Source organism: Mesorhizobium sp. SARCC-RB16n, from assembly GCF_008520305.1.
Classification (GTDB): domain Bacteria; phylum Pseudomonadota; class Alphaproteobacteria; order Rhizobiales; family Rhizobiaceae; genus Mesorhizobium.
Genome location: NZ_ML703253.1, coordinates 282,918 through 301,500 on the forward strand (window position 1 = coordinate 282,918; position 18,583 = coordinate 301,500).

The window sequence follows — 18,583 nt, forward strand, 5'->3', positions numbered from 1 at the left end:
TAACAGGCAGGGGACAAATGTTCCCTGCCACGCCGATGAGCTGGCTGGCCGCTAGCTTTTCACCTCGAATTGCGGATCGACCGGGATCTGCATGGCCGTGACCAGATGATTGGTCTGGCCGGCGAGCCCGATGATCGACACCAGTTCGCCGTGCTGCGCATCGGTCATGCCTTTGGCGCGCGCGGCCGCCGTGTGCGAGTGGACGCAGTAGGAACAGCCATTGGCCGTAGATACCGCGATATAGATCATTTCCTTGGTCAAGGGGTCGATGGCGCTGTCGGCGACCATCACCACCTTCAACTGCTCCCATATCCGCTTCAGCGCCGCCGGATCATTGGCGAGCCCGCGCCAGAAATTGTTGACGAAATCTGATTTGCGTGTCGCACGGATATCGTCGAACACCGCTTTCACCGCCGGGATCTTCTCCATTTCGGCATCGCTGAGAAGTCTTATGGTGGCCATGGTCTGGTCCTTCGTTTGTTGCTTGAATCGGGTGACGAATAATCACCGCCAATCCATTCACTTGACTTACATTTTCGCCTTCCGCCGTAGTTCGACGGACGGGGCTAGGGTGTGTCGAGATTCAGGTCAGGCCGAGTCGAAAACGACGGGTTCCGAGAACCGGAGCGGAGCGTACTTTTCGTACGTGAGCACCGGAAGCGCAGGAAGCCGCCGTTTGCAGGCCGGCCTCACCTGAATACCGAGACACCCTAATGAACCGCCGCGTACATGATCCTCTCCTCCGTCGCCTCGGCCGGCGAAAACTCCTCGACGATGCGCCCTTGCCGGCACACGAGAATGCGATCGGACAGGTTCATGATCTCCGGCAGGTAAGACGAGATCACCACCACCGCGAGCCCCTCATCGGCCAGCCGGTTGATGATCTGGTGGATTTCGGCAATCGCACCGACATCGACGCCGCGTGTCGGTTCGTCGAAGATGACGATGCGCGGCTGCTGCACCAGACCCTTGCCGATCACCACCTTCTGCTGGTTGCCGCCGGACAGTTCTACCACGCGAGCATTGTCGTTGATCGCCTTGATGTTCAGCGTCTTGGTCCATTCCGCCGAAAGCTGGCGCATCTCCTGCTGGTTGATCACCCAGGCCTGTTCGCGGCCCGCCGCCAGCAGCCCGCCAAAGAGGTTCTCGGCAATGCCCATCGTCTCGAAGATGCCTTCGCTCTTGCGGTCCTCGGTGACATAGACGATGCCGTCCGCCACCGCTTCGCTCGGCACGAGATAGCGCACCGGTCTGTCGTCGAGTTCGATCGTGCCGCCGCGCAGGAAATCACGCTTGTAGATGCCCGACACGATCTTGAAGGTCTCGGTGCGGCCTGAACCGATCAGCCCGAACACGCCGGTGATCTGGCCTTCGAAGATCGAGAAGGAATTGTTGCGCACGACATTGCCCATCGAAATGTCCTGCACCGAGAGCACCTTCTTGCCGGCCTTGCGCAGCTTGGCCTCATCGCGCTGGCGGTAGATCTGTCCCGACAGCGTGCGCCCGACCATCGCGGCAACGATCTTGTCGCGGTCGAAGGCCGAGGTGTCGTCGGTGACGACCAGCTCGCCGTCGCGCAGTATTGTGATGCGGTCGGCAATCATCAATGCTTCTTCCAGCGCGTGGCTGATGAAGACGATCGACACACCGTTCGCCTTCAGCCGCCGGATCAGCGCGAAGAAATGCCGCTTCTCCTCCGGCGTCAGCGTCGCTGTCGGCTCGTCGAAGATGATGATCTCGGCATTGTGGTGGACGGCGCGCGCGATCTCGACCATCTGCCGCTTGGCGGCACCCAGTGTTGCCACCATGGCGTTCGGGTCGACGGGAAAATTCAGCGACTGCAGGAACTGCTGTGCTGAAATATACGTGCCGCGCAGCCTGTTGAGGAATTTTTCAGTACCGAGATAAAGGTTCTGCGCCACCGTCATCGACGGCACCAGGCTGGTCTCCTGGAACACCATGGCGATACCCGCCTCGAGCGCGGCATGCGGCGAGGCGTAGGCGATCTCCCGGCCTTTGTGGAACATCTTGCCTGATGTGGCATCGACCACGCCGGCGATGATCTTGGTCAGTGTCGACTTGCCGGCACCATTCTCGCCGAGCAGCGCATGGATTTCCCCCTTGCGCAGTTCGAAGCTGACGTTCTTCACCGCGGGCACGCCACGGTAAGTCTTGGTGACATTCTCGAGGCGAACGATCGGTTCCATCAGAAACCTCCCGAGGCGAGGTCGACGGCCAGCACGCAATCGCCACCCCTGGAAGCGATGTACAGTTCGCCGCCCTTCTCCGCCACGCTGCAGATGCCATGGCGCGTACCGTTGGCGCGGCTGTGCAGGCTGAATTGCGGCTGCATGTTCTGATCGAGCCTGACCACCAGCCCGTAGGAGCGGCTGGGCGACCACGGCTTATGGATGCCCATCGTGCGGATGCCGCCGCATTGCAGTGGTTCGAGGAAGCTGCGGTTGGAGGCCAGCGCCGGCGCGATCCAATAGGCCGGCGGCACCTGGTCGATCATGTCCTGGCGGTAGTGCGTCTCCTGCAGCACAAATTCGATCAGCCGGTTGCGCGGGGCGAACAGGGTCAGCCACGCCCCGCCATCGCCGGCGGGCGACAGCCGCGCGGGATAGCCTGGCAGATGCGTCAGCGCGGTTGAGCGGCTGCCGGTCGCGGCATCGAAACGGACAAGCTGATGGCGCCAGCTTTCGCTGACCAGCACATCCCTGCCAAGGATGTGAAGCCCGTAGGGAAAGGCGATGTCGCCGGCCACCTTGCGGAACTCGCCACCCGCCGCGTCCCGTTTCCAAAGCGAACCGGACGCGCCTTTTTTCATCAGATCGGCAGCCCATTGCGACGGCGCGAATTCGGCCGAACCATTGGCCAGCCACAGCGTGCCGTCTTCTGCATAGGCAAGCGCGGTGATGCAGTGGATCCCCGCCGCCAAAAACACCTCCCTGCCCGCGATCAACAGCTTGCCGCTCTCCAGCCCCACCGTCAGTTCGCCTGAAGGCGACAGCGCCAGCGCCGTGACGGGAGACGGAAAGGCCTCGACCACGACAGGTTCCACGCCAACAGCAATCGCGTAGATGGCGTTGCCGCTGGAGGCCAGCACCCGGCCATCGGCAACCAGCAGATTGTCCGGCTCGGTCAATTCGGCGAAAGCCGGCGCGTCATCGAGCCGCGTGTTGGGACGGAAGGCGCCGTCGAGCGGCGGGATGGTCACCGCCTTGCCGCGAAACATATCCAGGATCGGGTCGAGGATCATGGTTTTGCTCCCCAATAGGAAGCGGGGCTGGTCCAGTTCGGGTCGGCGCCCGAAATCTTGTAGCGGCCGATGCGGTTGTTGAGGATGCCGCCAACGAACAGGAAACCCTTGTGTTCGCGCATCGAGGTGACCATCGGATGCGCGCCGCCCGTCAAGTCGCCCATCGCCTCGACGATGCCGCCCTTCTCGTTGAATTTCACCACGCCGCCGGTGTTGATGTTGGGGAACAGCCACTCGTCCTGCGGCAGCCGGCGCGTCATGCGCTTGCGCATGTCGGGGTGGCGCAGCGAGAGGTCGAAGCTCGGCGTGCGCATGCCCAGCCACGCCATCCAGTAATTGCCGTCCGAGGCGCGGTTGATGTTGTCGGGATAACCCGGCATGTCGCGGATGACGCATTCGGCGGTGCCGGCCTTCGGCCCTTCCAGCCAATAGCGATGCACGCGGCAGGCCCAGCTTTCGGCGAAGAACAGCGACTTGCCGTCATGCGCAATGCAGACACCATTGGTGTAGCGGTAGCCGTCGAGCAGCGTCTTCGTCGAGCCATCCCTGGGATCGTAGACCAGCAGCCGGCCGGTGGCACGGTTCTCGATCGAGTCCAGCGCCCAGTCATGGGCGTCGTATCGCTTCGTCGAATCCGTGAAATAGATGCGGCCGTCGGGCGCGATGTCGCAATCATTGGGGTCGCGCAGCCGAGCATCGTCGACGATCGAGGTCCAGGAGCGTGATGTCTCCGCCGACAGGCGTTTCACCTCGCGGTCCGGCGAAACCGAATATAGTCCCATGGCGCCGACGCAGCTGATCAGATTGCCCGATCTGTCGAAGGCCAAGCCCAGTGGAAAACCGCCAATATGGGCGAATACTTCCGACCTGACATAATCCGGCGCGAAGAAGCGGACGATCTCGCCATGGCGCGTGCCGCAATAGAGATGGTCGTCGCGGTCGAGGATGACGTCCTCCGGCCCTTCCAGTTCGCCGAGCCCGATATGGTCCGCCGCAGACAGCCGGTTGTCGAGCGCGTAAGGCGTGCCGGAGCCCGGCACCGCGGACTGTGTTTCGCCCATCTTGAGATAGACCGGCGCGACATAGACTTCGTTCAGCACCTTGTGGCGGTTCTTCAGCCAGCGGATGTCGATGGTCACCGCCACCGCCAGCATGATGCCGAGCACCATCTGGTTGGTGCCGGTGCCGTAGCCCAGCCGGATCAGCCCGTTGGTCATGGTCAGCACGATGATGGCGCCCATCAGGCCCTTGATCACCGAGCCGCGCCCACCGCCGAGGCTGACGCCGCCGACCACCGCCGCGGTCAGCGCCATGATCTCCAGGTTCAGGCCCGTACCCGGCCCTGCCCCGCTCAGCCGGCAGGCGATGAGAAAGCCGCCGATCGAGGCGCAGAAGCCGGAAAAGACATAGGTCATGAACACGGTGCGGCGCACGCGGATGCCGGCATTATGCGCCGAGCGCCTGGAACCGCCCACCGCCAGCACGTGCCAACCGGGCCGCGATCGTGTCAACGCGATATGGGTGACGATGGCCAGAATGATCGCCAGCCACACCGAGACGGAGAGGCCCCAGAAGGTGCTGTCGCCGATGAAATCCAGCACCTTCGACGTCGCGGTGGAAAGTTGCACGTCGGCTGCATAGCTGGTGACCAGGATGTCGAACAGCGCCCGGCCGAAGATGAAGGTGACCAGCGTGGTGAGGAAGGCGCGCAGCCTGAGATAGCCGACAAGGTAGCCATTGATCGCCCCGAACACCAGGCCGGTGGCCAGCGAGGCTGCCAGCGCCAGCCAGATCGACTGTTCGAGGATGAAGAAGACATAGACGGCGGAGAAGCAGGACAGCGCGAAGATCGAGCCGACCGAGAGATCGATGCCGCCGCCCAGCATCACCACGGTCATGCCGGTGACCACCATCGAGAATTCACCGAGCTGGCGGGTCGATTCCTGCAGCGAAGTCAGCTTGAAGAAGCCCGGAATGATCGAGCCGAAGGTCGCCAATGTCACCACCAGCGCCAGGAACGGAATGGCGTTGTCGGTCCAGCGCTTGGTCAGGATCTCGCCGACCAGATGGTCGGGCACGAGATTGTAGCGCCAGGACTGGAGGCGTTCGCGAAAGCTCATCAGGTCACTGCTGCAAGAGATGGAGAAAGATGTGGTCGGCATCCGAGGGGCAATCGGTCAAGGTTTGCGCTGCCCCTCACCCTTACCCTCTCCCCGCGAAGGACGGGGAGAGGGGGTCGTCAACGTTGCGTCTAGTCCCTTCTCCCCGTCACTATACGGGGAGAAGGTGCCGGCAGGCGGATGAGGGGCAGCGCCCAACTCAGGAAAGCCGGCCCTACTTCGCCGCCGCTTCGGCCTGCAGCGCCTTCAGGTCCCAGCAGCTGTCGGGCTTGAGGTCGGCCTTGGTCGTCGCCTTCTCCAGCGTGTAGATGTAGGTGTGCGAGGTGCCGGCCGGCTGGCCGCTCTGCAGCAGGTATTTGATGATGGCGTTCATGTCGCCCGACTGCCGGGCAAGTTCTGTCATGACGACAGCACCGTAAGTACCGTCCTGCAGCTTGTCGCAATCGGCCGCCTTTTCGCCGCCGCCGGTGGTGACCAAAAACACCTTGCCGTCGAGCTTGGCGTCGCGGATCGCGGCGGATGCGCCAGTGGCGTCACCATCCCAGAAATCGATGATCGAGCAGATGTCCGGGTTCTGTTGCAGCATGGTCGTCGTCACGTTGCGCGACGTCGTCGCATCCCAGTTGGAGTCGGGCTTGGCCACGACCTTGAACTCGGGGTGCTTGTCGAGCACTTTCATAATGCCGGCATATTGATAAAGGCTGGACGAGTTGGCCTGGTCGCCCTGCACCAGCCCGATCTTCTTGGACGAATTCTCGCCGCAGCCCTTGATCGCGGCTTCGGCTTCGAGCTGGCCGAGCCGGTCCCAGTCGCTGCCGACGAAGGCGTCGGCGGGGAAATTCGCCGGGTTGTCCACGAGGATCACATAGGTGCCGGCGGCCTGCGCCTTCTTCATCAGCTTGGAGTAGGAGTTGAGGTCCGGCGCATGGATGATCAGCACATCAGGCCTGGTGTCCGACGAGATCGCATCGGTGATCGCCTGCGCGCCGGCATCGACCACCCAGTTCGGATCGCGCGTCTCGAACGTGCCGCCCCAGGCCTCGACCTCCTTCTTCAGGTAGTGCGCCCAGCCTTGCGCCAGGTCGAAACCCATCGCCAGCGGCACCAGCATGACGCGCTTGCCTTTCAGCGCTTGTGCATAGGCAGCAGGCCCCGGATCGTCAGCGGCGAAAGTCGGCGCCACGAAGGCGGTGACGGCAAGGGCCGTGGCCGCCGCCATGAGTGTTCTGATCAGTTTCATGTCTCATCCTCTGGTTCGGTTTTCACTGCCGGAAGATCGTCCCGATCCCACCGGGTACCCCGAGCAAGATGGGCTAGCCCATCTGCTCTAAATGTCACCCTGCTGCGCGGTCTGTTCGTCGCGCGGATTGATGATGCCGTCGACGATGATGGCGCCGAGCAGGATCGCCGCCTTGATCAGGTTCTGGTAGAGCAGCGGAATGTCGATGATGGTCATGGCGTTGAGCAGGATGCCGATCAGAGCTGCCCCGACCAGCACGTTGCGCACCCCGCCTCGTCCGCCCGACAGGCCGATGCCGCCGATCACTGCCACCAGCACGATGTCGTAGAGCAGCGTCGAATTGACGACCCGGGTGTTGATCGAATGCAGGCTGGCCGCCGTCAGCAGGCCGGCGATCAGTGCCACGCAAGCGGACAGCACATAGCGCAGCACCAGCATTGGCCGCACCGGAATGCCGATGTTGCGCGCCGCAACCGGATTGTCACCGGCGAAATAGATGTAGCGGCCCCATTTGGTGTAGCGCAGGAACAGGAAGAACAGGAAGGCGAGCCCCGCGAAGACGAACACCTCGATCGGAACGTCGAGGAAGCGCAGACCGCCGAGCAGTTCCACCCAATGGCCCTGCGGCACCGGCACCGCGTCTTGCGTGATCAGTTGCGAGCGGACATAGCCGAAGACGAAGGAGCCGGTCGCCAGCGTCACGAAGATCGCCGGCACATCGGCGTAGGCGACGAGAAAGCCGTTGAGCAGGCCGATGGCGAGCACGCCGGCCAGCACGTAGGCGAAGGCCAGCCCATCCGGCGTTCCGGTGTTGAGCAGTTGCAGATACCAGGCGACCGACATCGCCATGATCGCCACCGCCGACAGGTCGATGCCGCGGCCGATGATGACGACCGCCATGCCCAGCGCCAGAATACCCAGCACCGAGACCGAGCGGACGATGGCGACGAGATTGTTGGGATCGATGAAGCCAGGCAGGGCTATAGCCGCGGCAACGAACAGCACCACCGCTATGGCGAAGACAATGCCTTCCTGATTCAGGCTCCTGAAGTTCAGCCAGCCGGCCATGTTCATTGTCTGCTTTCACCCCGGTGGCAGCGCTGCCACCCCTGGGGGAGAAAGCTAATCGGCTCAGCGCCGTTTCGTCAAATGAATCCGCGTTCAAAACGCGGGCCCGCGACGGGATTCGCAAAGTGGACGCATTGATTGCCGAATCTGGCGCAATGCATGGAAACTTCAACGTTTTTGGTAATTGGTTGCGCCATCGCGGCGCTTGGCGAAAGCACAGCACCAAGGCGAAAGGCGAAGACGGAATTTAACCCTGCGATCGGCGGGGAAATTCGATTTCAGTTCCCGGCCATGTGGCCGGAAACCTCGGCGCCGGCGGTCCTCGGCAACACCAGGAAACGGAACGACGCCACCAGCCCGATGACGCCGATCACCAGGAAGGCTGCTCGAAAATCGACGAGATCGAGCGCCGTCCGGTCCCTGGCGATCTGCGACAGATTGAGGATCGCCGCCGCCACGGCGACGCCGAACAACATTGAGATCTGCTGGAGCATTGAGGACAACGTCGCCGCGGAGCTGCGCTGCCCGGCGGCGATATCGGCAAAGGCCAGCGTGTTGAGCGCGGTGAACTGCATCGAGCGCGACAGGCCAGCGATCAGCATCAGCGCCACCACCAGCGCTTGTGGCGTCTGCGGTGAGATCGCGGCGCAAGCCATGATCGATGCGGACGCGATGATGCCGTTGACGACCATCACCGAGCGGAAGCCGAAGCGGCGCAGCGTCGGCGTCGTCACCGTCTTCATGCCGAGATTACCGAGGAAATAGGCCAGGATCATCATGCCGGCATCGACGGGCGAGAGACCGAAGCCGACCTGGAACAACAGCGGCAAAAGGAACGGCGTGGCGTTGATCGCGACGCGGAAGATGGTGCCGGCGGCGAGCGTCGAGATGGCGAAGGTCAGCACCTTGAAGGACGACAGGTCGAGCAGCGGATGCGGCGCGCGACGGAGATGGCGCACCGCCAGCCAGCCGATGACAATCCCCGCCGCGATCAGCCCTATAGTCGGCCAGGCGCCATCCTCCGGATGCGCGATGCGCTCGAGCCCGTAGAGCAGGCAGGCGAGCCCCAGCGACGTCAGGAAGAAACCCGGCCAGTCGAGCGGCTTGGGATCGGCTTCACGGTCGCCCGGGATGAAGCGGGCGACCAGCGCCAGCCCGATCATGCCGAGCGGAATGTTGATGAAGAAATTCCAGTGCCAGGACAGATAGGTGGTGATGAAGCCACCAAGCACCGGCCCGACCACGGGCGCGAACAGCGCCGGCCAGGTGATCAGCGCCGTGGCGTTGAGCAATTCGGATTTGGATGCGTTGCGCAGCACCAGGATACGGCCGACCGGCGTCATCAGTGCGCTGCCCAGACCCTGCACGGCGCGGGCAACGACGAATTCAGTCAGGTTCTGCGAGAGACCGCAGGCGAGCGAAGCCAGAGTGAACAGAGCGATGGCCGCGAGAAAAATGTTGCGTGCGCCAAAGCGGTCGGCGAGCCAGCCCGACAGTGGCACGAACACCGCCATGGTCAGCATGTAGACGGTGATGCCGGTGCTCATCGCCACCGCCGGCACACCGAAAGAGGCGCCCATCTGCGGCAGCGAGGTCGAGATGATCGTCGAATCCAGCAGTTGCATGAAGAAGGCGATGGCGACGATCAGCGCCACACGCCGCGAATTCCCGGTTGGGTCGGCTGAAGCTTCGGTCTCGGAAATGGCAGTCATGACGGACCGCTTTGAACAGCATTTGGCCGACTCCGTCCAGACAAGAGCCAACAAACTTTCGTGTGGCGTCGCGGCCTGTTATGGATGAGCGGGGTTGCTGAGGAACGCAGACGCATGAAGCCCATCTACATCGACTACCTCAACGCCCTCGACATCGAAGCCCTTGCCATGACCGATGCAGAAATCATCGGCGCGGTCGAGGCCGGGCTCGTTGCGCAAGGCAAGGGCCAGACAGTGATCGAGCCGCGTGTCCATCTCGAACCCGACCCATCCTTTCACGGCCATTTCAATGTCTTGCGCGGCTATGTTGCGCCGCTCGATACGGCCGGAGTGAAGATCGTCGGCGACTATGTCGACAATTACCTGCACGGCCTGCCCTCGGAATTCGGCATCCTCAATTTGTTCGATCCACGCACCGGCGCGCCGCGCGCCATTCTCGACGCCACGGTCATCACCGACATGCGCACCGGAGCCGTCACAGCCATCGGTGCCAAACACCTGGCGCGCAAGAGTTCGAAAGTGCTGGCCCATATCGGCGCGCGTGGCACCGCCTATTGGAACGTGCGCCTGCTCGACCATCTCTTCGATTTCGACGAAATCCGCGTCCATTCGCGCCGGCCGGAAAGCCGCGACGGCTTTGCCGCAAAACTCTCCGCCGACCTTGGCAAGCCCGTCAGAGCGATGGCCGACTGGGAAAGCTGCGTCAAGGGTGCCGACATCGTCGTCGAGGCCTCGCGCCTGCCCGAGCCGCAGCCGCTGCTCAAGACCGAATGGATCAAGCCGGGCGCGCTGGTGGTGCCCTATGGCACGATGAGTGCCGTGGAGCTGTCGCTGACCGACATCATGCAGAAGATGGTCGTCGACGACTGGGGCCAGTGCAAGGGCGGCAAGTTCGGCTCGCTGCGCGAGCATGTCGAGACAGGGCGGCTGAGCGAAAAGACGCTGCATGCCGAGCTCGGCCAGATCGCCGCCGGCCTCAAGGTTGGTCGTGAACGCGACGACGAAACAATCCTGTTCTGGCATCGCGGCCTGTCATTGTCCGACATCGCGTTGGGCAAGGCGATGCTGGCCAAGGCGCAGGCGCAAGGCATCGGCCAGAGGTTGCGTTTCGCATGAGCGCGCTCGTCCTCACCGGGGCTGGCGTCAGTGTCGGCGATGTCGCCGCCGTCGCCCGCGAGGCACGCAAGGTGGAGATCGGAACCGATGTCATCGGCAGGCTGGAGAAGGCGCGAAAAATGCTCGACCAGGCCGCCGCCGCCGGCCAACAGATTTACGGCCTGAACACCGGCCTCGGCGCCAATCTCGGCACATCGGTCGAGGGTGATGCGAGCGCCTTCCAGCGCCAGTTGCTGGAAGGCCGCAGCGGTGCGGTCGGCGAGGCCCTGCCGATCGAGGCCGTGCGTGCCACCATGCTTGCCCGCCTGACAATGCTGTCGGCCGGCGGGTCCGGCCTTTCGCCGCCGGTCTTTGTCGCTTTGGTCGATGTCCTCAATGCCGGCGTCCATCCGGTTATGCCGTCGCTGGGCTCGATCGGCGCCGGCGACCTTGTGCTGATGACCGCGCTCGCCCGCCTGCTGATCGGCGAAGGCGAAGCCGATTATCAGGGAAGGCGCATGCCGGCAGTCAAGGCGCTGATGATGGCCCGCCTCGGCCCGATTGGGCTGGCGCCCAAGGACGGGTTGTCGCTGATCAACGCATCCGCCGTATCCGCCGGCAGCGGCGCGCTTGTGGTCACGGATGCGCTGTCGGCCCTTGCCCAGCAGCAGCAGGCCGGCGCGCTGACCATGGAAGGTTTTGGCGCCAACCGCACCATCCTCGATCCGCGCCTGCACATGGCACGGCCGGCCGCCGGCCAGCAGGAAGCCGCCAAGGCGCTGCACGATCTTCTCGCCCGCGACGAAGCGCCGGCGCCCACCGCCATACAGGACCCGCTGTCGATCCGCTGCATGCCCTCGATCCACGGCGCGCTGATCGAGGCGATCAACCAGGCAAGACGAGCCGTCGAGATCGAACTGAATGCCGCCGCCGACAACCCGCTGGTTCTGGGCGACGATGAGCTTGTGCTGTCGACCGGCAACTTCCACACGGCGGCGTTGGCGCTCGCCTTCGAGACGCTCAGCCTGGCAATCGCTCAATGTGCCGCCGCCAGTGTAGCCCGCTTCATCCAGCTCACCGGCTCGGGCCGCAACGGCTTGCCGAAATATCTGTCGCCGATCGGTGGCGCCTCGGCCGGTTTCGTGCCGTTGCAGAAGACGGCGACATCGATCCTGGCCGCCATCCGCCACAAGGCCAATCCGGTAATGCTCGATTTTCTCCCGGTTTCGGAAGGTGTCGAGGATCACGCCACCCAGTCACCCCTCGCCGTTTCGAAATGCGCCGGGATGATCGCGCTGTGGCGGCGGCTGATCGCCTTCGAACTGATGGCCGCCGCCCAGGCCGTCGACCTGCGCGATGGGCTGACGCTGGCACCGCAAACCACGCACGTTCAGACAGCCGTGCGCGGGCTCGTCCCAATCCTGAAGGAAGACAGGCCGCTCGGCATCGATGCCGAAGCACTCTGCGCCGCGCTCACAGGCGGCACATGGCAGGCCCTATGCCGTTTATGACGTGCCATCAATATGCCGACGTAGGGTCATCAGAAAATCTTTTATTCGGATAGAGACGCTTCTTCTGCCGCCTCAGCTCATAGAAAAGCGTACCGTGTATTCCGTTTACTTCAGATTTCTTTTGCAAGCCTTTATTTAAAGAATACACAACCTGTCCGGCCCTCTTACGCCCAACACGCTTGATGAAATCTTCAATGAACTCTATGTCCTGACCATTCGGAAAAATCAATTCAAAATCCTCATCCGACACTGCATAGATATTGTAGGCGGTGTTGATGGCTCCATCGATCAACTGAACATTTTTCATTGACGCATTGCTCCCGAAAAGTCGTTTGGCCCATGCACCGGAAACCAGCAACCGACCTTAAGACTGGCCGACCTTGTCGAGGAACAGCTTTAGCTCGGCCGGGTCCATGTGCACGATGTGCCTGTCCTCGGGATAGGTGCCGCTGTTGACGTCGGCGACATACTCCGAGAACGCCGCCACTCGCTCCGCCTGCAGCCGGTCATACTCGGCGGCGAAGTTGCGATAGACCTTGGAGTGGCGCGGCATGTGGCCCCGGTTCTGGCCGAGGATGTCGTCAGCGAACAGATATTGCGCGTCGCAGCCTGTGCCCGCCCCCATCGACAGCATGATCAGCGAGGTGCGCTCCGAGATCGCCTTGGCGACCTCGACCGGCACGACCTCGATCTCGGCGCCGATGGCGCCGGCCGCCTCCAATTGCTTCACCGCCTCGAACACCTGCATGGCCGTATCGGCGGACTTGCCGACCGCCTTGAAACCGCCGGTCCAGGTCGCGCGGGAGGGAATGAGGCCGACATGGCCGATGACGGGGATAGCATCGTCCGCCATCCGCTTGATGGTTGCGTAGCCGGCGCTGCAATAGACCGCGTCGGCGCCTGCCTTGTAGAGCCGGAAGGCCCAACGCAGAAAATCGTCCGATGTGCCGATTTCGTAGAAATTGTCCCCCGGCATGGTGAACAGGCTGGGTGCCGCATCGCGGTATTGCGGATTGAGCACCAGCTCGGGCGGCACCGAGACGATGTCGACCCCTGCCCGCTCGGCGGCTTCCGCCTCGTCCAGGGTCAGCACGCGCAGCATGGTCAGCTGACGCTTGCCTTTCATGGCGCGCAGGTCGGCGACGGTCGGTCTCTTTCGGCTCATGGAACTCTTTCCTTGATTTGCTGGTGCCGGCTCTTCAGCCGATCTCGATCATCACCTTGCCAGCTTCAATCCGGACTGGGTAGGTCTTGAGGTTGACGCAGACCGGTGCGCCCTTGGCCTGGCCGGTCTTGTAGTTGAAGCGGCCATTGTGCTTGGGGCATTCGATGATGTCGTCCATGACAAGCCCGTCGGCCAGATGCGCCTTTTCATGTGTGCAAAAACCATCTGTGGCGAAGAATTCGTCGTCCGGCGAGCGGTAGATCGCGAAGGTGCGGCCGCCATGGTCGAAGCGGATGACATCCTCTTCCTCGATGTCGTCCACCGCGCACGCTTCAACCCAATCCGCCATTTCAATCTCCTGCAACCACTCGCGACCGCTATTCGGCCGCCGCCGACATATCGACCTCGTGGAACTCGCCGCGATACGGCCTGGCCGTCGGCGGCAATTCGCGCTTGAGGTAATAGTCCTCGTATTTCAGCTGCCTGAGCAGGACCGGCCAAACCTCGCGGTAGGCATGCCACATCGACGGATTGGGCTCCGGCAGATCATGCTTGATCAGTTCGTGCAGCCTGGGCAGCGCGTGATACGGCACCATCGGGAACATGTGGTGCTCCACGTGGTAATTCATGTTCCAGTAGATGAACCGGCTGATCGGGTTCATGTGGACGGTGCGCGTGTTCAGCCGGTGGTCGACGACATTGTCGGCCAAGCCGATATGCTGCAGCAAGCCGGTCGTCACCATGTGCCAGGTGCCGTAGAGGCGCGGCAGGCCGATCAGCACCAGCGGTATCCACGACCTCAGCGCGATCGCGAGGGCGATCGTCGCGACATAGATCGCAACGTGCCAGCGAGCCGCGACCACGGCCTTATGCTGCTCCATCTCGGGGATATAGCTCTTCTCTTCGTCGGACAGTGTGCCTGATGCCTGGCGCACCAGCGTCGGCAGCGAATAGCGGAAATCGAGAATGCCGGTGAGGGCAAGCGCCGCCTTCAACAGGTCCGGCGGGCGCATGACGGCGATCTCGGCATCGCGGCCGACGATGATGGTGTCGGTGTGATGGCGGGCATGGCTCCAGCGCCATTGCACGGGATTGCGCATCAGCATGAAGGAGGCGATGTGGTAGACGACATCGTTCATCCAGCGCGTGCGAAAGGCCGTGCCATGGCCGCACTCGTGCCAGCGCGAGTCGCTCGACGAGCCGTAGAGCACGCCGTAGACGAACAGGAACGGCACCACCCACCACGAACCCCAGAACCAGACGATGCCGGCGGCCGAACCCAGTATCGCGACAATCCAGATGATGGTGTCGCGGATCGCCGGGCCGTCGGAACGCTGCATCAGTTCCTTCATCGCCTTGCGTGGCACGTCCGTGTGGTACCACTCAGCCGAGGCAAGCCCGGTCTCGATCGCCGTCCTGGTGCTTTCGCCGACTAGGCTGTAGTCGCGCTTTTTCGCCATCGTCTTCTCCCGCTGGCCTCAAAGGCCGTTGGCGCGGAATTTCCCATCCAGAAATGTTTTGGCGCGCGGCACGTCGTCCTCGGTCAAGTGCTCAATGATGACCGGGATGTTCGGGTGCTTCTCGCTGAGCCGCTTGAGATAGAGATCATAGTTCAGCGAGCCGAGACCAGGTGCGGGCAGTTCGATCTCGCCGACGCCACGGAATGTCAGCCCCTCATGCGCGTTCTCGTCGCCGATGTCGGCATGTTTTTCCGACTTGTCGCCACCCGAACGCTTGACGTCCTTGGCGTGCGCGATCCTGATCTTGTCGGTCAGCGTGTCGAACACCTGGTTCAGCACCTGGTCCATGCGATCGATGTTGTGCGCCTCGAAATAATTGGTCGGATCCATCAAGAGGCCGAGCCCGGGGTGATCGACCTGCGCGAACATTTTCACCGTCTCTTCGACCGAGCCGACGACGTTATTGACATAGGTTTCGAGCAGGAAGACCGCGCCGTGGTCATAGGCCGTCTGGGCAAGGTCGGAGATGACCTTGCGGCATTCCTCGAACCCCTCTTCGGTCTTGTTCCTGGGATGATGCACCCAGTCGGATTCGGTATTGTAGGTGCCGGTTTCGGAGATCACATAGGGCGAGCCGAAATCGCGCGCGTTGCGGATGATCTCCTTGAGATAGCCGACGCGCCTGTCGCGCTCGGTTTTGTCAGGATGGATGATGTTGGTGTAGCCCGACACGCAGCAGACCGGCAGATTGTGGTCGCGGAAGACGTCGCGCACCTTCCTGGCCTTGTCCTTGGTGATCTGCCCGGCCGACAGGTCAATATCCCTGAAATGCAGGTCGAGTTGCACCGTGTTGAAACCGAGCGCGCGGATGCGCCTGGCGGCTTCCTCCAATTCATAGGGGAAATAGCCGGTGAAAATTCCTGCCTGCATCATGGGTGAAGTCCTCCCGGTAAGCGATTTAGACGCCATGCTGTTAGGCGACAGACATTCAGTTGGTAGCGATCTCGGAAAGCCTGACCGTGCGACCTTCACCCATCGAGCGGTAGCCGGCTTCGACCAGCGCCATGGTCTTGACGTTGTCGGCAATCGACAAAGCCGGCGGCGTGCCCGTCTTCACCGCATACTGAAGCTGCTCCATGACGCCGATGAAAGCATGTGGGAACCACATCGTCTCCCAGCTTGGTCTGACCCATTCTCCACCGGTCGTTTCGGTGGAGGCATAGGTCAAGGTCGATGCAACGCCCGTCGGCCAGCCGATCGTGCCCTTGGCGACGCCCTTGGTGCCGTCGACACGCCAGTTGATGTGCTGGTCGTCCTTGTAGCCCTCCTGGCGCGGACCGGACCAGACATCCTCGAGCGACACGGCAAGCACGCCGGTGGGGAAACGCAAGGTCGAGACGGTGATGCCGTCCGAATGGTCGAACGTCGTGCGCGGATCCTTGCGCGCCAGCGTGGTGATCTCGTCGGGATCGCCGAACAGGAAGCGCAGCACGTCGAGGTGATGCACGCTCATATTGGCGAGCGTCAGCCGGTCGTAGCCCTGAAGGAAGGTCTGCCAGTGCGGGATGGCATGCATGTCGATCTGCGCGAAGACGATGTCGCCCAACGCGCCGCTGTCGATGATCTGCTTCAACACGCGCATCGACTGGTCGTAGCGCATGTTCTGGTTGACCGAGAGGATCTTGCCGGCCTTCGCCGCCTCGTCGCGCAGCTTGACGGCTTCCTCGACCGACAGCGCCAAAGGCTTCTGCGCCAGGATCGCCTTGATGTGCTTCTGCTTCAGCGCATGGCGGATCAACGCCGGCTGCTGGTCGGGAGGAAAGGCAAGGTCCACGATCTCGACATTGCCATCTTCGATCAGCTGCTCCGGCGTGTCGTGCACGGCGGGAATTGCCCAGCGCCTCGCCACCTTCTCCGCGCTGGCCTTCGTGCGCGACGCGATCGCCACCACTGGAAATTCGGCCTGCGCATAGGCAGCCAGGTGGCACTCGGCCATGATCATGCCGGCGCCGACGCAGCCGATCCGGTATTCCCTGACGCGCACCTCGACGTCCGGTTTGAAATCCGTGCTCGCCATCCAGTCCTCCTAGAGAACAGGATATAACGTCAAGGACCCGGCGTCGGCCAAGGCCTGCACCATCATTTCCCATCAGGACGGTGCAGGTGACAGCTGCGGAATCCAAAGCAAGAAAAGCTGCGTCAGACCGCAGCTCCCCCGGCGGTCGCCGCATCGACAAGGCTAACTATCGCCTCGCCATCCGCACCGACACCGACCGCAATACGCCCGCCGGAAGGCAGGCCCGCAATGTCACAGACCACCAGCGGCATGCTGATCGCATAAAGGAACTCCGCCACGATGGCTCCGACCGCCAGGATCGGGTCCGGCCGCTCGAGAAGGACGCCGGCCGGTGCCGTGCCCCTGCGGATTGCCTCGGCCAGCACTGAGGAAGAAGAAGACGATCCACGCCCGCCCGGCATGACCAGGATCTTGCCGGCGACATTCTGGCCAAGATCGGGATGGGAATGGTCGATGATATCGCCGGTCTCCACGTCGATGCCGCCCCAGAAGCTGAGCGGCTGCGAAATCACCAAGGCCTGCCCTTCCGCGATGCCGGCCAGCTGGAATGTACCGGATCGCTCAGTAACTTCCAGTTCCACCGGCCGCGTCATAATGCACTCCGCACGACATGCCCGGCCGCGGCGGACTGGATGCAGTCCCTCATCTCGGCGAAGGCGACGGTCACGCCGATATTGCCCGGCGCATAATGCGCCCATTTGCCGGAATTGGTCATCACCACACCGTCGAGGCGTTCGAGGATCGAAGTGACGTAGGTACAGGTGTCGGCGACCGGAATCAGGCCGAACGCCTCCATCCCGTCGAGCGCGCCCTCCTCCTGCAGCCGCATCAGCGTCGCTCGGCCCGTGTTGACATAGATCGGGATGCCCCTGCCCGGCGCGACGGTGCGCAGCAGCGGTAAAAGGCGCATCCATTCTTCATGCGAGAAATGCGGCGTGCCCAGTGAGACGGCCGAAAGCGGCGCGCCATCGGGCACTCCAGACAGCCTGGAAAGCGCATGATCAATGTCGGCGCGACTGATGCGAAACATCTCTTCCGGGGCGTGACCGTGGAACGCCTCTTCGAGCGTCCCCGCCTCGGGCGTGATGCCAACCACATGGAACAATGCCACCGCGCCGGTCGTTGCCGCCGCCGCGCCCAGCGCCTTCAGCTGGTCCTCGTCGCGTGGTTGCGGCAGGCCTGATATGACCGGAATGCGATCGCCGCTCGCTTGCCCGATGATCAGCCCGACGCCGACGAACAGGCTGTCGCTTGGTTCCGGGTCGGCGATGTCCATTTCGAACAGGATGCGGCCGCGCCGGTTCTCGCTGAGATGCAAGCCCCAGGCCGGCGCGCGCCCAGTCATGGCGCAGCACAGATCGATAAAATCGCCATAGCGGTTGGTGCGCGCACCGATCACCGAATTGGCGAAAACGATGGCGTTGGATTCGCCCCATGCGATCTGCTGGCCGAATTCAGGTCGGAACCGCGTCTGGTAGGGGGCACAGGTGAATGTGGCCTGGCAGCCAAGCTCCAGATGCGCCTTCATCAGCCGCCGCGCCGGCACTTCTTCCGCGACGGGCATCTTCACCATGCCGGGATGGATGAGGTCGAACGAGCCGACATTGAGCGTCGTCGGCACACGCACACGGCCACCGCCCTCGACCAGCCGCTCGACGAAATCGAGCCCTGCCTTGCCGTGATAGAGGCAGCCATCAATATGGGCGCCGGTGATATCGAGCAGACTGCCCGCACCGATGGCTTTGGAAAAGGCGAGGAGGATTTTCATTGCGGCGGCAACCGAAGGACCTTGCTCACCGCCGAGCACGGATTTGTCCAGCGCACTCAGTTCCAAAGTCATCGATGTGCTCCGGACTCTACTCGATCTTATGGC

18 protein-coding genes are annotated in these 18,583 nt (G+C 62.8%); 3 read left to right on the top strand and 15 right to left on the bottom strand.

Annotated elements, in window-relative coordinates; genetic code table 11:
- Positions 1 to 51: 51 nt before the first annotated feature.
- From C7I87_RS01360 to C7I87_RS01385, 6 genes are all read right to left on the bottom strand, one after another.
- Complete coding sequence (locus tag C7I87_RS01360) at positions 52 to 462, bottom strand: carboxymuconolactone decarboxylase family protein (RefSeq protein WP_149902504.1); 411 nt, start codon at positions 460 to 462, stop codon at positions 52 to 54.
- Positions 463 to 710: 248 nt separating this feature from the next.
- Complete coding sequence (locus C7I87_RS01365; RefSeq protein WP_149902505.1) at positions 711 to 2,207, bottom strand: sugar ABC transporter ATP-binding protein; 1,497 nt, start codon at positions 2,205 to 2,207, stop codon at positions 711 to 713.
- Positions 2,207 to 3,262, bottom strand: coding sequence for an SMP-30/gluconolactonase/LRE family protein (locus tag C7I87_RS01370; RefSeq protein ID WP_149902506.1), 1,056 nt, complete (start codon positions 3,260 to 3,262; stop codon positions 2,207 to 2,209). The genes C7I87_RS01365 and C7I87_RS01370 overlap by 1 nt, the downstream gene beginning before the upstream one ends.
- On the bottom strand, positions 3,259 to 5,382 hold the full coding sequence (locus tag C7I87_RS01375) for an ABC transporter permease (protein ID WP_149902507.1): 2,124 nt from the start codon (positions 5,380 to 5,382) through the stop codon (positions 3,259 to 3,261). The genes C7I87_RS01370 and C7I87_RS01375 overlap by 4 nt, the downstream gene beginning before the upstream one ends.
- Before the next feature lie 214 nt (positions 5,383 to 5,596).
- On the bottom strand, positions 5,597 to 6,622 hold the full coding sequence (locus tag C7I87_RS01380; RefSeq protein ID WP_149902508.1) for a sugar ABC transporter substrate-binding protein: 1,026 nt from the start codon (positions 6,620 to 6,622) through the stop codon (positions 5,597 to 5,599).
- A gap of 87 nt (positions 6,623 to 6,709) precedes the next feature.
- The gene (locus C7I87_RS01385) at positions 6,710 to 7,696 is read right to left on the bottom strand and encodes an ABC transporter permease (RefSeq protein WP_149902509.1); all 987 of its coding nucleotides are present in this window, start codon (positions 7,694 to 7,696) and stop codon (positions 6,710 to 6,712) included.
- Between C7I87_RS01385 and C7I87_RS01390 the strand changes: the two genes are divergently transcribed.
- Complete coding sequence (locus C7I87_RS01390; protein ID WP_149902510.1) at positions 7,696 to 7,941, top strand: hypothetical protein; 246 nt, start codon at positions 7,696 to 7,698, stop codon at positions 7,939 to 7,941. The two genes, C7I87_RS01385 and C7I87_RS01390, sit on opposite strands and share 1 nt — an antisense overlap.
- 27 nt (positions 7,942 to 7,968) lie before the next feature.
- Here C7I87_RS01390 and C7I87_RS01395 read toward each other — a convergent pair whose 3' ends face one another.
- Positions 7,969 to 9,402, bottom strand: a complete 1,434-nt coding sequence (locus C7I87_RS01395) for a DHA2 family efflux MFS transporter permease subunit (protein ID WP_149902511.1) — start codon at positions 9,400 to 9,402, stop codon at positions 7,969 to 7,971.
- Between the two features lie 114 nt (positions 9,403 to 9,516).
- Between C7I87_RS01395 and C7I87_RS01400 the strand changes: the two genes are divergently transcribed.
- Positions 9,517 to 10,518, top strand: a complete 1,002-nt coding sequence (locus C7I87_RS01400) for an ornithine cyclodeaminase family protein (protein ID WP_149902512.1) — start codon at positions 9,517 to 9,519, stop codon at positions 10,516 to 10,518.
- A complete protein-coding gene (gene hutH, locus C7I87_RS01405; RefSeq protein WP_149902513.1) occupies positions 10,515 to 12,008 on the top strand; it encodes an HAL/PAL/TAL family ammonia-lyase in 1,494 nt (497 codons plus the stop codon). The genes C7I87_RS01400 and hutH overlap by 4 nt, the downstream gene beginning before the upstream one ends.
- A gap of 7 nt (positions 12,009 to 12,015) precedes the next feature.
- Here the strand turns inward: hutH and C7I87_RS01410 are convergent, their stop codons facing one another.
- From C7I87_RS01410 to C7I87_RS01445, 8 genes are all read right to left on the bottom strand, one after another.
- Entirely contained in the window at positions 12,016 to 12,315 is a 300-nt protein-coding gene (locus C7I87_RS01410; RefSeq protein WP_149902514.1) for a hypothetical protein, read from the bottom strand.
- A 57-nt stretch (positions 12,316 to 12,372) separates the two neighbouring features.
- On the bottom strand, positions 12,373 to 13,173 hold the full coding sequence (locus C7I87_RS01415) for a 3-methyl-2-oxobutanoate hydroxymethyltransferase (protein WP_149902515.1): 801 nt from the start codon (positions 13,171 to 13,173) through the stop codon (positions 12,373 to 12,375).
- 34 nt (positions 13,174 to 13,207) lie between these two features.
- Positions 13,208 to 13,522 carry a MocE family 2Fe-2S type ferredoxin gene (locus C7I87_RS01420; protein WP_149902516.1) on the bottom strand — a complete coding sequence of 105 codons (315 nt, stop codon included), beginning with the start codon at positions 13,520 to 13,522 and terminating at the stop codon, positions 13,208 to 13,210.
- Between the two features lie 28 nt (positions 13,523 to 13,550).
- The gene (locus C7I87_RS01425) at positions 13,551 to 14,633 is read right to left on the bottom strand and encodes a fatty acid desaturase family protein (protein ID WP_149902517.1); all 1,083 of its coding nucleotides are present in this window, start codon (positions 14,631 to 14,633) and stop codon (positions 13,551 to 13,553) included.
- An 18-nt stretch (positions 14,634 to 14,651) separates the two neighbouring features.
- A complete protein-coding gene (locus tag C7I87_RS01430) occupies positions 14,652 to 15,566 on the bottom strand; it encodes a sugar phosphate isomerase/epimerase family protein (RefSeq protein WP_149902518.1) in 915 nt (304 codons plus the stop codon).
- 55 nt (positions 15,567 to 15,621) lie between these two features.
- A complete protein-coding gene (locus C7I87_RS01435) occupies positions 15,622 to 16,710 on the bottom strand; it encodes a Gfo/Idh/MocA family protein (protein WP_149902519.1) in 1,089 nt (362 codons plus the stop codon).
- 122 nt (positions 16,711 to 16,832) lie between these two features.
- A complete protein-coding gene (locus C7I87_RS01440; protein ID WP_149902520.1) occupies positions 16,833 to 17,303 on the bottom strand; it encodes an aconitase X swivel domain-containing protein in 471 nt (156 codons plus the stop codon).
- On the bottom strand, positions 17,300 to 18,550 hold the full coding sequence (locus tag C7I87_RS01445) for an aconitase X (RefSeq protein WP_149902521.1): 1,251 nt from the start codon (positions 18,548 to 18,550) through the stop codon (positions 17,300 to 17,302). Before C7I87_RS01445 ends, C7I87_RS01440 begins: the two co-directional genes overlap by 4 nt.
- Positions 18,551 to 18,583 lie beyond the last annotated feature (33 nt).

What these genes read in the sequence shown, in the direction of transcription:
- C7I87_RS01360 (WP_149902504.1), bottom strand. Translation starts at nt 462, where the DNA reads ATGGCCACCATAAGACTTCTCAGCGATGCCGAAATGGAGAAGATCCCG.
- C7I87_RS01365 (WP_149902505.1), bottom strand. Translation starts at nt 2,207, where the DNA reads ATGGAACCGATCGTTCGCCTCGAGAATGTCACCAAGACTTACCGTGGC.
- C7I87_RS01370 (WP_149902506.1), bottom strand. Translation starts at nt 3,262, where the DNA reads ATGATCCTCGACCCGATCCTGGATATGTTTCGCGGCAAGGCGGTGACC.
- C7I87_RS01375 (WP_149902507.1), bottom strand. Translation starts at nt 5,382, where the DNA reads ATGAGCTTTCGCGAACGCCTCCAGTCCTGGCGCTACAATCTCGTGCCC.
- C7I87_RS01380 (WP_149902508.1), bottom strand. Translation starts at nt 6,622, where the DNA reads ATGAAACTGATCAGAACACTCATGGCGGCGGCCACGGCCCTTGCCGTC.
- C7I87_RS01385 (WP_149902509.1), bottom strand. Translation starts at nt 7,696, where the DNA reads ATGAACATGGCCGGCTGGCTGAACTTCAGGAGCCTGAATCAGGAAGGC.
- C7I87_RS01395 (WP_149902511.1), bottom strand. Translation starts at nt 9,402, where the DNA reads ATGACTGCCATTTCCGAGACCGAAGCTTCAGCCGACCCAACCGGGAAT.
- C7I87_RS01400 (WP_149902512.1), top strand. Translation starts at nt 9,517, where the DNA reads ATGAAGCCCATCTACATCGACTACCTCAACGCCCTCGACATCGAAGCC.
- hutH (WP_149902513.1), top strand. Translation starts at nt 10,515, where the DNA reads ATGAGCGCGCTCGTCCTCACCGGGGCTGGCGTCAGTGTCGGCGATGTC.
- C7I87_RS01410 (WP_149902514.1), bottom strand. Translation starts at nt 12,315, where the DNA reads ATGAAAAATGTTCAGTTGATCGATGGAGCCATCAACACCGCCTACAAT.
- C7I87_RS01415 (WP_149902515.1), bottom strand. Translation starts at nt 13,173, where the DNA reads ATGAGCCGAAAGAGACCGACCGTCGCCGACCTGCGCGCCATGAAAGGC.
- C7I87_RS01420 (WP_149902516.1), bottom strand. Translation starts at nt 13,522, where the DNA reads ATGGCGGATTGGGTTGAAGCGTGCGCGGTGGACGACATCGAGGAAGAG.
- C7I87_RS01425 (WP_149902517.1), bottom strand. Translation starts at nt 14,633, where the DNA reads ATGGCGAAAAAGCGCGACTACAGCCTAGTCGGCGAAAGCACCAGGACG.
- C7I87_RS01430 (WP_149902518.1), bottom strand. Translation starts at nt 15,566, where the DNA reads ATGATGCAGGCAGGAATTTTCACCGGCTATTTCCCCTATGAATTGGAG.
- C7I87_RS01435 (WP_149902519.1), bottom strand. Translation starts at nt 16,710, where the DNA reads ATGGCGAGCACGGATTTCAAACCGGACGTCGAGGTGCGCGTCAGGGAA.
- C7I87_RS01440 (WP_149902520.1), bottom strand. Translation starts at nt 17,303, where the DNA reads ATGACGCGGCCGGTGGAACTGGAAGTTACTGAGCGATCCGGTACATTC.
- C7I87_RS01445 (WP_149902521.1), bottom strand. Translation starts at nt 18,550, where the DNA reads ATGACTTTGGAACTGAGTGCGCTGGACAAATCCGTGCTCGGCGGTGAG.